Origin of the sequence: Salinibacter ruber DSM 13855 (assembly GCF_000013045.1) — a bacterium.
In the GTDB taxonomy this organism is placed as follows: domain Bacteria; phylum Bacteroidota; class Rhodothermia; order Rhodothermales; family Salinibacteraceae; genus Salinibacter; species Salinibacter ruber.
Genome location: NC_007677.1, coordinates 1,686,485 through 1,698,457 on the forward strand (window position 1 = coordinate 1,686,485; position 11,973 = coordinate 1,698,457).

The 11,973-nt window shown below is 69.2% G+C and carries 13 protein-coding genes; 9 read left to right on the plus strand and 4 right to left on the minus strand.

The genetic code is table 11. The annotated features are described in order from the left end of the window. Positions 1-39 precede the first annotated feature (39 nt). Together SRU_RS07115 and SRU_RS07120 are read left to right on the plus strand one after the other, a co-directional pair. On the plus strand, positions 40-1,299 hold the full coding sequence (locus tag SRU_RS07115; protein WP_237702032.1) for a damage-control phosphatase ARMT1 family protein: 1,260 nt from the start codon (positions 40-42) through the stop codon (positions 1,297-1,299). Between the two features lie 81 nt (positions 1,300-1,380). Continuing rightward, positions 1,381-1,704 carry a YhbY family RNA-binding protein gene (locus SRU_RS07120; RefSeq protein ID WP_011404092.1) on the plus strand — a complete coding sequence of 108 codons (324 nt, stop codon included), beginning with the start codon at positions 1,381-1,383 and terminating at the stop codon, positions 1,702-1,704. 8 nt (positions 1,705-1,712) lie between these two features. On the opposite strand, the gene SRU_RS07125 is transcribed toward SRU_RS07120, so the two are convergent. The 3 genes from SRU_RS07125 to rnc all read right to left on the minus strand — a co-directional run bounded on the left by SRU_RS07125 (position 1,713) and on the right by rnc (position 4,339). After that, positions 1,713-2,624, minus strand: a complete 912-nt coding sequence (locus SRU_RS07125; RefSeq protein ID WP_112903893.1) for an MBL fold metallo-hydrolase — start codon at positions 2,622-2,624, stop codon at positions 1,713-1,715. A gap of 98 nt (positions 2,625-2,722) precedes the next feature. Next, positions 2,723-3,550, minus strand: coding sequence for an inositol monophosphatase family protein (locus tag SRU_RS07130; RefSeq protein ID WP_011404094.1), 828 nt, complete (start codon positions 3,548-3,550; stop codon positions 2,723-2,725). 57 nt (positions 3,551-3,607) lie between these two features. Next, entirely contained in the window at positions 3,608-4,339 is a 732-nt protein-coding gene (gene rnc / locus SRU_RS07135; RefSeq protein ID WP_112903897.1) for a ribonuclease III, read from the minus strand. Positions 4,340-4,529: 190 nt separating this feature from the next. Between rnc and SRU_RS07140 the strand changes: the two genes are divergently transcribed. Further along, positions 4,530-5,897, plus strand: coding sequence for an NAD-dependent succinate-semialdehyde dehydrogenase (locus tag SRU_RS07140; protein ID WP_112905204.1), 1,368 nt, complete (start codon positions 4,530-4,532; stop codon positions 5,895-5,897). Between the two features lie 185 nt (positions 5,898-6,082). Next, positions 6,083-7,084 carry a CdaR family protein gene (locus SRU_RS07145; RefSeq protein WP_112903899.1) on the plus strand — a complete coding sequence of 334 codons (1,002 nt, stop codon included), beginning with the start codon at positions 6,083-6,085 and terminating at the stop codon, positions 7,082-7,084. Between the two features lie 9 nt (positions 7,085-7,093). On the opposite strand, the gene SRU_RS15635 is transcribed toward SRU_RS07145, so the two are convergent. Continuing rightward, positions 7,094-7,225 carry a hypothetical protein gene (locus tag SRU_RS15635; RefSeq protein WP_259059767.1) on the minus strand — a complete coding sequence of 44 codons (132 nt, stop codon included), beginning with the start codon at positions 7,223-7,225 and terminating at the stop codon, positions 7,094-7,096. Between SRU_RS15635 and SRU_RS07150 the strand changes: the two genes are divergently transcribed. The 5 genes from SRU_RS07150 to SRU_RS07170 all read left to right on the plus strand — a co-directional run bounded on the left by SRU_RS07150 (position 7,224) and on the right by SRU_RS07170 (position 11,971). Continuing rightward, a complete protein-coding gene (locus tag SRU_RS07150) occupies positions 7,224-8,111 on the plus strand; it encodes a hypothetical protein (protein ID WP_237702033.1) in 888 nt (295 codons plus the stop codon). The genes SRU_RS15635 and SRU_RS07150 overlap by 2 nt on opposite strands. Positions 8,112-8,159: 48 nt before the next feature. Continuing rightward, the gene (locus SRU_RS07155; RefSeq protein WP_118826387.1) at positions 8,160-8,864 is read left to right on the plus strand and encodes a DUF4230 domain-containing protein; all 705 of its coding nucleotides are present in this window, start codon (positions 8,160-8,162) and stop codon (positions 8,862-8,864) included. A gap of 208 nt (positions 8,865-9,072) precedes the next feature. After that, complete coding sequence (locus SRU_RS07160; protein ID WP_118826388.1) at positions 9,073-9,714, plus strand: hypothetical protein; 642 nt, start codon at positions 9,073-9,075, stop codon at positions 9,712-9,714. Positions 9,715-9,786: 72 nt separating this feature from the next. Beyond that, positions 9,787-10,452, plus strand: a complete 666-nt coding sequence (locus tag SRU_RS15480) for a histidine phosphatase family protein (RefSeq protein ID WP_162892279.1) — start codon at positions 9,787-9,789, stop codon at positions 10,450-10,452. A gap of 94 nt (positions 10,453-10,546) precedes the next feature. Further along, positions 10,547-11,971 (plus strand): isochorismate synthase, encoded by a 1,425-nt coding sequence (locus SRU_RS07170; protein WP_237702034.1) that lies wholly within the window; start codon positions 10,547-10,549, stop codon positions 11,969-11,971. The last annotated feature ends 2 nt before the right edge of the window (positions 11,972-11,973 follow it).

Sequence of the window (11,973 nt, forward strand, 5' to 3'; positions counted from 1 at the left end):
AATCTCTGTCCCCTTCTCTTCCGCAAGCCGATTGCTGCTGTGGGCCCTACCGACTCCTCCGCACCGCTCCCCCCACCCCTTCGAGGCACCAACTCGGGAGCGTTCACGCGCCGCACGATCGCCGCCCGGTGGCCCCGAATCGCCGGGCGTGTCATCGCGGACAACGACTTTCCCGACCCGATCAATGCTCGCATCCAGGCCCTCCGCGATGCGCTTCCCGACGGGTCGATCCGGCGGCTTCGTGACGACGAGGCGCCCGACGCGGCCCTCTGGGGGGAGTACGTGGCGCCTCATCTCGGGAAGACCTGGTTGGAGGTGCCGTGGTTCTTCGGTGAGACCTATTTCTATCGTCGGCTACTAGAGGCGACCGGATACTTCCGGGCCGGGGCCGGGCGCCAGGCCGACCCGTTTACCGATCAAAAAGAGCAAGGCCTCGCTCACACTGAAGCCCGAATCGAGGCGCTGGCTCAGCGACGGAGCCGGGCCCGCGAGGAAGGGGACGAGACGCGTTCCGTCCTGACACGGTTGCTCCGTTCGGCGCTCTGGGGCAACCAGGCGGACCTGAGCATGTGGACGGCCGACGAGGAGGGGCCGGGCCACCGGCATTCCGAGCAGGCCGAAGAGCACCTCCTGGTTGATGACACCCCCGCGGCGCTCGCGCAACTGGAGGGACGGGATCGCCCGGCCCGGGTCGACGTGTGGGCCGACAATGCGGGATTCGAGCTCGTGTCCGACTTGGCCCTGGTCGACGGGCTGCTCGCCGCCGAGGCGGTCGGGCAGGTGACTGTGCACCTGAAGGCACATCCTACCTTCGTCTCCGACGCGACCGTCGACGACGTGCACGCCACTCTCGCCACCCTGGCCGACGCCGACGAGGCGGCTGTTCGGGCTCTGGTGGGGCGGCTGCGCAGGGCCCTCGCGGCCGGACGCCTTCGCCTGCGGGACGGGTGGGTCTGGACCTCGCCGCTCCGGGCCCGTGAGCTGCCGGCCCCCGTGCGTGCCGAGATGGCCCGGGCCGACCTCCTGATCAGCAAGGGGGACGCCAACTACCGGCGCCTCCTGGGGGACCGGCAGTGGGCCTTCACGACGCCGTTTGCGGAGGCAAGTGCGCCGTTGCCGGTGCCGGTGCTGGCGCTCCGGACGCACAAGTCGGAGGTGGCCGCCGGGCTGTCGGCGGCCCAGGTCGATCGGCTCGACGATGAGGAGCCGGACTGGGCGGTGAACGGAGAGTGGGGCGTCATGCAGTTTGCCCCGGCCGACGCATCGCCGGAAGCCATGCGCCCGTCCCCCGCGGCCTGAGAACGCACACAGGAACGCCCCGGCGCCAAGATCGTGGAGAAACGGACCGTCAACCCCCATCTCATTTGGTCTGCAGATTCCATGTCCGACCGCCTGACGTCTCGCCAGCGCGCCCACCTTCGCAGCGAAGCCCACGGGCAGGATCCCCTCGTGCACATCGGCAAGGAGGGGGTGACCGACCCCGTCATGCAGGCGGTCGAGGAGGCCTTCAACACCCGCGAGCTGGTTACCATCCGCGTACTCGACAACGCCCCCCGCCCCGTCCGCGAGGTCGCGGAGGCGGTGGCGGACGCCCTGGAGGACGTACAGGTGGTCCGTACGATCGGGGGCACGGCCCTGTTTTACCGTCCGCACCCCGACGACCCAGAGATTGACCTGCCGGCGTCGGGGGCCGAGGAAGCGTAGGGGCGCCCCTACGCCGTCTGCGTCGTCCAGTATCGCCGCAGCCCCAGTGCCGCCATCCAGCTTGGATTGGCCCGTTCGTAGCGGTCCCAGGCGTCGCCGTCGACCCCATGGTCGGAGGCCCGGCTGCGCATCCACTGCGTGACGGCGTCCTGGAGGGCCTCATCGCCGTCGTCCCACCCGGGCAGCTTTCGGGCCGCCCAGTCGTCGGCGGTCTCGATGGCGGCCTCCAGCCGCTCGAAGTGGGCAGGGAGGTCGTCGTAGAGCCCGAAGTGCGTGGGGGCGAGATGGGTCAGGCCATGCCGGTCGGCCGCGGCCCGGAGGGCCGCTAGGCTCTCGCGCCAGGCGTCGAGGTCGATTTCGGGAGGGGCGAGGGGAAGCTCCACGTGGCGCTCCTCGGGCATGCGGACGCCCCCCACGTCGCCGGTGAAGCAGACGTCCCCGAGCACGTAGCTCATGTGGTGGGAGGCGTGGCCTGGCGTATCGAGCGCAGTCAGGGGCTCCCCGCCCAGGGGCACGGTGTCCCCGTCGTTCAAAGCAACGAGTTGGTCGTCGGGGACCGGGTGCATCTCCCCCCAGAGGGCGTCCATGTCGTCCCCGTAGATGCGCCGCGCACTTGCCAGTAGGCGGGCCGGGTCGGACAAGTGCGGGAGCCCGACGTGATGGGCGTAGATCGTGGCGCCGTGCCGGGCGAGATGGCCCGCCGCCCCGGCGTGGTCGAGGTGGATGTGCGTCAGAAAAACCTCCGAGACGTCCGCCGGAGTAAGGCCTCGCGCGGCCAACCGGGCCTGCAACATGGGAACGGTGGAGCCGGGGCCCGTTTCGATGAGGGCCACCCCGTCGGCGTGGGGGTAGAGGTAGGCTGCGATGATGTGCCGTCGGTCCTGAAAGTGGAGGTCGAGCGTGTCGAGTCGGTCCAGCATGGCAGGACGGAAGAAATGAAACGAAAGCGGCGATCTCTCGCCGCCACGGCGGTGCCGTTGAGGGGCAGGGAACGAATTGAGACGTCCGTCCCCCTCAGTCAGTGGGGATGCTCTGCCCCATCGGCGCTCGGTTGAAGCAGGCTGCGCACCTCGTGAAGCAACGACGTGCTGCCGGCCGTAACCAGACTGCCGGCAAACACGACGTCGTCGGCGTCGGGGGCGAGCGGTTGGGCAACGCCGCCGGCCTCCCGCACGCAGGGCACCAGGGCGGCCACGTCCCACGGGCGCATGAGGGTGTCCACCGCCGCGTGGGTCCGCCCCCGGGCCACGAGCGCGTGCTGAATGCAGTCGGTGACGAACCGAAACTTGCCGGCCCGCCGGACCAGATCGGTGAGACGGTAGGGCGTCTGGTCGGCCCCCGCCGTGACGTCGGAGCTGTGGAGGGCCGTGGTCGTGACGGTGGCGGCATCGAGCGACTCGACCGGGTCTGCGCTCACCGCGTGCTCGGCCTCGTCTGTTCGAAACCAGCAGCCCTCCCCCCGGGCGGCGTATACGGTCTCGCCGAGCGCAGGAAAGTGGATCACCCCCGCGACCGGCGTGCCGTTTTCCAGAAGCCCCACAAGCGTGCCGAAGAGGGGCACCCCAATCGTGAACCCGGCGGTCCCGTCCACGGGGTCGAGCACCCACCGGTACTGGGCGTCGTCGGGGCCGCTCGCGCCGAACTCCTCCCCGAGTACGGCGTGGTCGGGGCGCTCGTCGGCTAGGTGCTCGCGCATGACCCGTTCGGCTTCACGGTCGGCCTCCGTGACCTCCGTGCCGTCCGGCTTGTGGGTGACGCTGACGGTGCGGAAGCGGGGAAGGATTTCGTCTTCGGCGATGTGGGCCAGGTCGAGGGCCAGGTTGAGGTCGGAAGAAAGGGCGGACATCAGAACGGCGTTGCGTTGTGGAAAAGTGAGTTGTGGGGCCCGTCGAGCCCGACGGGGTTACGATGCGGGCGGGTCCGAGGCCATTTCGTCGAGCGTCCGGCGGGCGGCCTGTTGCTCGGCGTCCTGTTTGCTTCCGGCGGTGCCCCGTTCGTAGGCCGCGTCCCCAACCCGCACCTCCACCGTGAAGGTTTTGTCGTGGCTCGGGCCCTTCTCCTCGACGACGTGATAGGTGGGCTGAGGGCGCCCCAGGGCCTGAAGGTGTTCGAGCAACTGGCTCTTGTAGTTGTCGTCCCGGGTTGCCACGTCCTCTAGGTCAACGGGGGCGAGCACGCGGTCCTGTACGAACCCCCGCGCCGCCTCGTGGCCCAGATCTAGGTAGACCGCCCCCACGAAGGCCTCGAACGCGTCGGCGAGGATGCTAGGGTTGTCGCGCCCGTCTCCCTCGGCCGCGTTTTCGCTCATTAGGAGGTGGGGACCGAGGCCGAGGCCACGGGCGTAGGTGGCCAGGGGGCGCTCGCTCACGAGCCGGGCCCGGAGTCGGGTGAGCGCGCCCTCGTCCTTCTCCGGAAAGCGGTCGTAGAGCACCTCCCCCACAAAGACGTCGAGGAGGGCGTCCCCCAGAAACTCAAGCCGCTCGTTCGACCGGAACGTGCGCGCCGGATGGACGCGGAGCAGCGACCGGTGCGTGAGGGCCCGCCGGTAGTGGGACAGATCGTCGACCGGACGCCCCACGAGCTGCTCGATCGCGGCCGGGTCGACCTGTACGCCGGGGGGGAGAGACTCGCTCATGCGCCGTCGAGACAACGATTGCGGAGAATGACGAGGGTTGGGTCTACGCAGGCACCCCCGCTGGGATCTAGTGACTCGACGAAGACGGCCCGGAATTGGCGAGGAAGCAACGAGCGGCCGCCGGGATCACCGTTCGACGGACGGTCGTGAAACCCGGTGTCACGTCTTGTCGCATCAGATCCCCTCGGCCATGCCCCTCGTCTCTGTAAACCCCACGACCGAACAGGAGATTGAACGGCATCCGCTGCACACGGGCCGAGAGGTCGAGCACCGGCTCGACCGCGCGGCGTCGGCCTTCGAGGTGAACCGGAGCCGCTCGTTCGGCGAGCGGGCCGCGCGCCTGGAGCGGGCCGCCGACCTCCTCGAAGACAACGCCCCCGCGCTCGGGGCCCTCATGACCGAGGAGATGGGGAAGCCCCTCACCCAGGCACAGGCCGAGGCCGAAAAGTGCGCGTGGGTCTGTCGGTACTACGCGGAGCACGGCGCCGATTTCTTGGCCGACCGGGCGGTGGAGACGGCCGCCCGGAAGAGCTATGTGGCCCACGAGCCCCTCGGGCCCATCTTGGCGGTCATGCCCTGGAATTTTCCATTCTGGCAGGCGTTTCGGTTCGGCGCGCCAACCCTGATGGCCGGCAACGTGGTCCTCCTGAAGCACGCGCCGAACGTCACCGGGTGTGCCGAGGCGATCGCGGACCTCCTGCGGGAGGCCGGATTTGCGGACCACGAGCTGCAGGTGCTGCGCGTCGACGAGGAGACGGTCGGGACCGTTCTGGACGATCAACGGGTTCGGGGCGCTACGCTCACCGGAAGCGTGCCGGCCGGGGCGGCGGTTGCCCGGCAGGCGGCGGCCCAGATCAAGCCGACGGTGTTGGAGCTTGGCGGCTCCGATCCGTTCATCGTCTGTGCCGACGCCGACCTGGAGAAGGCCGCGTCCGTGGGGTGCACGGCACGCATGCAAAACAACGGCCAAAGCTGCATCGCCGCAAAACGCTTCATTGTCGAGCGGGCCGTGCTCGACGACTTCCAGGAGCGGCTGGTGGAAAACGTGGAGGCCCTTACGGTCGGCCCCCCCACGGATCGGGAGACGGACGTAGGGCCGATGGCGCGGGCGGATCTGCGCGACACGGTGCACGACCAGGTGGAGCGGGCCATTGGGGCGGGTGCCGTGGCCGTCGCCGGGGGGCACACCCTCGAGCGCGACGGATTTTTCTACGCCCCGACCGTCCTCGCCGACGTGGATCCTGGCACCGTGGCCTTCGACGAGGAGATTTTTGGGCCGGTGGCGTCCGTCATTGCGGCCGACGACGCCGAGCACGCCGTGGCCCTCGCCAACGACACGCGGTTTGGGCTCGGGGGGAGCATCTTTACCGAAGACCTCGAAAAGGGGGAGCGAATGGCCCGTTCCTTGGAGGTCGGCTGTGTCTTCGTGAACGAGATGACGAAAAGCGACCCCCGCGTTCCGTTCGGGGGCATCAAGGACAGCGGGTACGGCCGTGAGCTGTCCCACCACGGGATCCGTGCGTTCGTGAACGCCAAGACCGTATGGGTTGAGGAATAAGAAAACGGCCCGGGCCGCCACCCGTTGAGCGATCCATGCAGGCGTTTCCGGCTCCCGCCGCGAGGGGGCGGGACGCCCCGACGTGCTCCCGCCCGCCTTCGGGGGAGGGAAGGCGAAACGAAGCCAAGTCCCTGCCGTGAAAGCAGTCGTGGTCTCCCATTCCAGACGAACCTCGACCAAGCCTTGTGGCCACCAACTCCGATTCTCAAGGGGCCGTGTTCTGGGACTGGCTGCGTCCCCTCTTTGCCGCAGACGAGGAGCCCCGACGGGACGGAGATCCTCAGCGCGGCATGGCCCTCACGGTCTGCGTCCTGCTTTCCTGCATCCTCTGGCTGTCGCTGACCCTCGGCGAGCAGCGCACGCAGACCATCCGGCTGCCGGTCGAGGTGGTGGAGGCCCCGGCGGGGCAGGCCCTCGCCGAGGTGCCCCCGACCCACGTGCAGGTACGGGTGGAGGGCCGGGGGCTCGACCTGCTCCGACTGCTCTACAGCCCCCCCGTCGTCGAGGTCAATGCGACGACGAGCCGAGTCGATGTGACCGACGAGGTGACCCTGCCGCAGGGCACGTCGTTGCAAATTGAGGCGGTAACCCCTGCGTCCTTCGAAATGGCCCTGGAGCCTCGTCGGGCCCGAACGGTGCCGGTCCGGAGTCGTGTGGAGGTCGTTCCCGCGTCCGACTACGAGCTGATCGACGACCCGCACCTTGCGCCCGACTCGGTGGAGATAGAAGGGGCGGCGTCCGTGGTCGAGGGGATGGATGCGTGGCCAACCACTGCGCGCACGATTGAGGATCTCCAGGACACCGTTGAGGTGGAGATGCCCCTGGCCGACACGCTTCGCCGGCTCGTAGACCTGCATCCCCGGTCGGTCCAGGTGACGGCACGGGCGGGGCGGTTCGTGGAGGAGACGCGGGAGGTAGAGGTGGGGGTGACCGGCGTGCCGTCCGGGCAAGACCTCGTGTCGCTTCAGCCGTCCACGATTCGCATTCGGTACCGGGTCCTGTTCCGCGATCTGTTCAAGGCGCGCCGCGCCTCGGAGTTCTTCGCCACCGTTTCGTACGATCAAATTCGCTCCGACACGACCGGGTACGTGACGCCGAGGGTACACGTCCCGCCCGACCTCCACATCCGAGACGCGGACCCCGTTCCGTCGCGGCTGCGCTACTACACCTTCGTCTCCGAGAGCTAGTGGAGAGAGCTAGTGGACGGCGGGGCCCGAACTGGTGAGAGCGCCGTCGCGGCGGGCGGCCGTGACCCCTGAACACACCCCCTGTGTCTGGTCGATGATTTTCTTGGTCTTTGCCGTGGCGAGCAGCGTCACCATCGGCATGATATTCAAGCATGCCAGTCGGCAGCAGCTGGACCGGACGGCCCTCCTGACCGTGAATTACGCCGCGGCCGTGGCCGTAGCGGTGGGGTTGCTCGCCGTAGGGGGACGGGAAATCGATCAGGGTCTCGCCCTTTCGGGAACGCTGGTGGCGCTTGGGGCGGGGACAGGGGCCGTGCTGATTGCAGGGTTTTTCGTGCTGGCGTGGGCCACGGAGGTGGCGGGCATGTCGCTCGCGATCGGGGTCATGCGGGTGTCTGTCGTCGTTCCCTTTCTGGCGTCGTGGGGTGTGTGGGGGGAGGTGCCCAGCCCGGCACAGGGCGTGGGGATGGTGTTGGCCATGGGGGCGTTTTTCTTGCTGGCGCATCAGCGATCGGCCCCCGATCCCGTCCCTGCGGGAGGGGGCGCCACGACCGAGCCGACGGCCCCCTCTCGTTCGCCGGTCTGGTCCCACGTCGATTGGCTCGCCGCGGGCGTACTGGCCCTCACGTTCTGTGCGGGGGGCGCCATCGATGTGCTGATGAAGACGTTCGAAGAGGGCTTCGGGGCCGAGAACAGCCGGGTCCTGTTCCTGCTTCTGGCGTTCGGGGTCGCCTTCCTCGTGGGCGCCGTCATCGTCTTGCGCCGGGGGCTCCGAGACGGGGCGTGGCCGACGCTCCAAACCGTTGGGTGGGGCGTCCTGCTCGGCCTTGCGAACTATGCCTCCCTTGAGTTTCTGCTCCGTGCCATCGAGGGCCTCCCCGGCACGTTCGTCTTTCCGGCGAACAACATCGCCATCATGGTCCTCGCGGCCCTCCTCGGGGTGGTCGTTTGGGGGGAGCGGCTCTCCCGCCCCAATCGCATCGGCCTGGGCCTGGGCTGCGTCGCCCTCGTGCTGCTCGGGCTGTGATGCGCCGCCTGCTCACCGTCTCGCCGCCATCGTCCGTCGTTGCCGACCATGACCACCCACGTGCGTGCCGCCATCGGGGGCGGTGTGATCGCAGGGCTTCTTCTGGTGGTGGGGGGGCTGCTTTGGGACCTGGGCCCGTCGGACGCGACGGTACGGAAGACGGTCCTCACGACGATTCAAGACGAGGCCCCGGCGTCCTTCCTCGTCACGGGCACTCTGGACATGCGGGCAGCGGTGCGGGTGGACTCGGCGCAGTACCTCACGCCCTCGTGGCTGACGTCCCTGCTGCGACAGACCCAGCCGAGCGCCCTTCCGCTCCTGCGGGGCGGGTCGGAAACGCAGGTGCGGGTGCCCGGGACGGTGTCCTATGGCTTCGACGTGCAGACGCTCGACGCGTCGATGATTGCGGTGGACGACCCGGGACGGGTGGGCGTGGCCCTGCCGTCGCTCACCGTTCACAGCGTGGAACCGGACCTTGGCCGACTGGAGGTCCGCTCGCAGGCGAGTGGATGGATGCGGGTCCTGCCGTCCGACATGCCGGCGGCCGTCCGACGGGAGGCGCTGGGGGCCGTCAAGGCAGCCTTCCGGGAGCAGGCGGCGCGTCGTCTCGGGGCCGCCACCCAGCCGCGCGTCAACACCGCACGGGCCCTGAAGAAAATGCTTCGGCCGGCCCTGGAGGCCGCCGGGGTGGAGGCGCCCCAGTTTCGGATCCGGGTCGGCGACGAACTCGTCCTCCAACCGAAGGGCGGATAGGCGCAGTCCGTGCACGCCCCACGCGTTCGGATCGGGGCGTGATTTTGAGACGCCGACGGAATGGGCCCGGTAGGCGGGAAAGTCCTTCAACTTTCAGTTTGAATTGAAACCGCGCCCCCCAGCCCCTGTACGGGCCTTTCGGCTGCTCAATCGTGGAAGAGTCGGCCGTGGTTTCGCGAAATGTAAATCCTGACCCAGTACATTCCGGATGGAGGGGTCCTCCACACCATACGTCGACACCCCGTACGGCCTCCTCACGGAGGGCGGACGATGGTACCACGTCACGGAGAGCGACGTGGAAGAGTATGCCGGGGCGGTGCTCAACCACGTGCCGCTGGCACAGCTACTCCGCTGGGCGGACACATGGGTCGACTCCGCCCGGACCGTCACGGTCTGGGCGTTGCCGTTGATGCTCTGGGGGCTTCCCGTGGGATGGGCAGTGGGAGGGGCGCTCACGCTGTTTGTCGCGTGGGCCCTGTTGAGCCCGTCTCTGCCGAGCCTTCTGGCGGTGCGGGCCGTGTCCGCGCTCGACCACGTGCTCGCGCAGGCGCTGTACTACGTGGTGGCGATGAGCGCCGTTGCCGCTGCGGAGATGTACGCGGCGCTCGGGGCCGGCCTTCTGGGATTTGTGCTCCTGCGGTGGGGGGTGCTGGAGTGGGCAGCCGGGTATGTGGTCCGTCCATTGCGCCGAGCGCTCTATCCCTTGCCGGTGGCCGACCAGGTGCTCCGGGGGTTGATCGTGCGGGTGGCACTTAAGCATCGCCTGTCCCTGCCGCAGGTCGACGACATCACCAAGGACATCCTCGATAATCTGCATGACCGCCAGGGGACAGACCCGGACGACGCGTAGACGGGCGTCCAGGCGTTCGCAGACTCTGTCTTTTCGTGCACGTTCCCCACAGTGTTTTGTATGAGTGACGGCTTGCGACCTCTTGCTGCGGAGGCACCGACCACCCTGTACCTGGTTCGGCACGGCGAGACCGAGTACAACCGACGGGGCATCATGCAGGGCGGGGGCATCGACAGCACCCTGAACGCGACCGGCCGCGAGCAGGCCCGGGCACTGGCCCGCCGGTTCGCGTCGGCGGACATCGATGCGCTGTACGCCAGTACGCTTCGACGGGCCACCCAGACCGCCGACATTCTCGCGACGGGCCACGATCCGCTCTCGCGCACCCATCTTCGAGCCCTGAACGAAATGGATTGGGGCGTCTACGAGGGAGAGGCTCCATCCCCGGAGCGGGACGCGTCGGTCGACGCCCTCAAATCAGCCTGGCGCGAGGGAGCATACGAGCGGGGGCCGAAAGGGGGCGAGTCCATCCGGGAGGTGCAGGGTCGGGCGCGACAGGCGCTCCGGCACATCCTTGCACGAGAGGCCGGGGGGACGGCCCTCGTCGTGACGCATGGCCGGTACCTGCGCGTGTTGCTCGCGACCCTCCTCGACGCGTACGGACTGGAGCACATGTCCGAACTCGACCACTCCAATACCTGCGTCAATCAGGTGGTCTACGAGCGGGGGCAGGCACGGGCCGAGCGGCTCAACTGCACGGCCCACCTCTCAGGGGACTGTGCCTCGGCCCCTGCCTAGCCGATCCGCCACGCCTCACGGCAGACGGCGCGAGGGGCCTCCCCCGCCCGCCCCTCCCCTTCACCCACGACCCGTTTTTCTCACGCACACCTCCATGCTCGATCTCGATCCCACCGTCATTCGTGACATCGAGGGGGCCGACGACGTTCGTGCGGCCCTGGCGGACCGGATCCGCGATGCGACCCGGTCGTCGGCCGCCCGGACGGTTCGCGTGAGCGTGCCGGTGCCGGGGCGCATGCGCCCCATCGACTGGGTGCGGGCCCGGTCGTCCGCCGAGGCGGTGTACTGGTCGGGGCGAGACGAAGACCGCACGGTCGCGGCGTGCGGCACGGCGGACGTGGTGTCGGGCAGTACAGCGCCCGTCGACTACCAGGCCCTCGGCCGTGTCCTGGACGAGCGCCTGGACGGCGCCGATTCTGGGGTCCGATACTATGGGGGAATGCGGTTCGACGCCGGGCAGCCGACGGCCCCGAACCGACCCGACGGTCGCTGGGCGCCGTTCGGAACGTATCGCTTCGTCCTGCCTCGGTTTGAGTTGGTGGAGGCGGACGGCACGCTGCGCCTCGTGTGCACCTTGGTGCTCCCCCGCGATGCCGAGCGCGTGGACGAGATTGTGGACGCGCTTGGCGCGGTGGCACTTCCGGTCCCCAGCGAACACACGGCCCTGCCCCGCCCCCACCAGCGACAAGACGTGCCGGGCCACGGCGAGTGGACCGACATGGTGCGCTGGGCACTCGACGCGATAGACGGCGGGTCCCTCGACAAGGTGGTGCTGGCCCGACGCGTGGCCCTCTCGCTCGGCGCGCCGATGGACCCCCTCCTCGTGCTGAGTCACCTGGAGCCCGCGACGCCGGGGTGCTACCACTTTGCGGTGCGCCCGTCACGGGGGGCGGCGTTCGTCGGGGCCTCCCCGGAGCGCCTCTTTCGACGGGCGGGCCGGACCGTCGTCAGCGAAGCGGTGGCCGGCACGCGGCCCCGGGGGGAGACGGCGGCGGAGGACGCACGGCTCCGGCAAGAGCTCCTGCAGAGCCCGAAGGAGCGCCGCGAACACGCGTTCGTGCGGGACGCCATCCGGGACGACCTGGACCGGGTCTGCCGCGAGGTCCGCATTCCGAAGAAAAGGGGGGAGTTGGCGTTGGCCCGCGGACGCCATCTTCACGCCCGCATCACCGGTACGCTCCGGCCCGACACGGGGACGACGGACGTGTTGGAGGCGCTGCATCCCACCCCGGCGGTGGGCGGCGTGCCGACCGATGACGCCGTGGCGGCGATCCGGGCCCGAGAGCCGTTCGATCGAGGGTGGTACGCGGGGCCCGTCGGGTGGGTGGGGCGCGACGCCGCCGAGTTTGCAGTGGGCCTGCGGGCGGGCCTCGTGGAGGAGGCGCAGATGGCGCTGTTTTCGGGGGCGGGGATCGTTGAGGGGTCGGCGCCGGACCGGGAGTGGGACGAGATCGAACAGAAGATTGGCGACTTTGCCGCCATCATGGGCGTGAGCGATCCCCGGATGGCCTCCCGGTAGTT

Bases quoted from the DNA above. Each gene is read 5' to 3' on its own strand.
- SRU_RS07170 (WP_237702034.1), top strand. From the start codon at position 10,547: ATGCTCGATCTCGATCCCACCGTCATTCGTGACATCGAGGGGGCCGAC.
- rnc (WP_112903897.1), bottom strand. From the start codon at position 4,339: ATGAGCGAGTCTCTCCCCCCCGGCGTACAGGTCGACCCGGCCGCGATC.
- SRU_RS07140 (WP_112905204.1), top strand. From the start codon at position 4,530: ATGCCCCTCGTCTCTGTAAACCCCACGACCGAACAGGAGATTGAACGG.
- SRU_RS07160 (WP_118826388.1), top strand. From the start codon at position 9,073: ATGGAGGGGTCCTCCACACCATACGTCGACACCCCGTACGGCCTCCTC.
- SRU_RS07120 (WP_011404092.1), top strand. From the start codon at position 1,381: ATGTCCGACCGCCTGACGTCTCGCCAGCGCGCCCACCTTCGCAGCGAA.
- SRU_RS07150 (WP_237702033.1), top strand. From the start codon at position 7,224: ATGATATTCAAGCATGCCAGTCGGCAGCAGCTGGACCGGACGGCCCTC.
- SRU_RS07125 (WP_112903893.1), bottom strand. From the start codon at position 2,624: ATGCTGGACCGACTCGACACGCTCGACCTCCACTTTCAGGACCGACGG.
- SRU_RS07130 (WP_011404094.1), bottom strand. From the start codon at position 3,550: ATGTCCGCCCTTTCTTCCGACCTCAACCTGGCCCTCGACCTGGCCCAC.
- SRU_RS07155 (WP_118826387.1), top strand. From the start codon at position 8,160: ATGACCACCCACGTGCGTGCCGCCATCGGGGGCGGTGTGATCGCAGGG.
- SRU_RS15635 (WP_259059767.1), bottom strand. From the start codon at position 7,225: ATGCCGATGGTGACGCTGCTCGCCACGGCAAAGACCAAGAAAATCATC.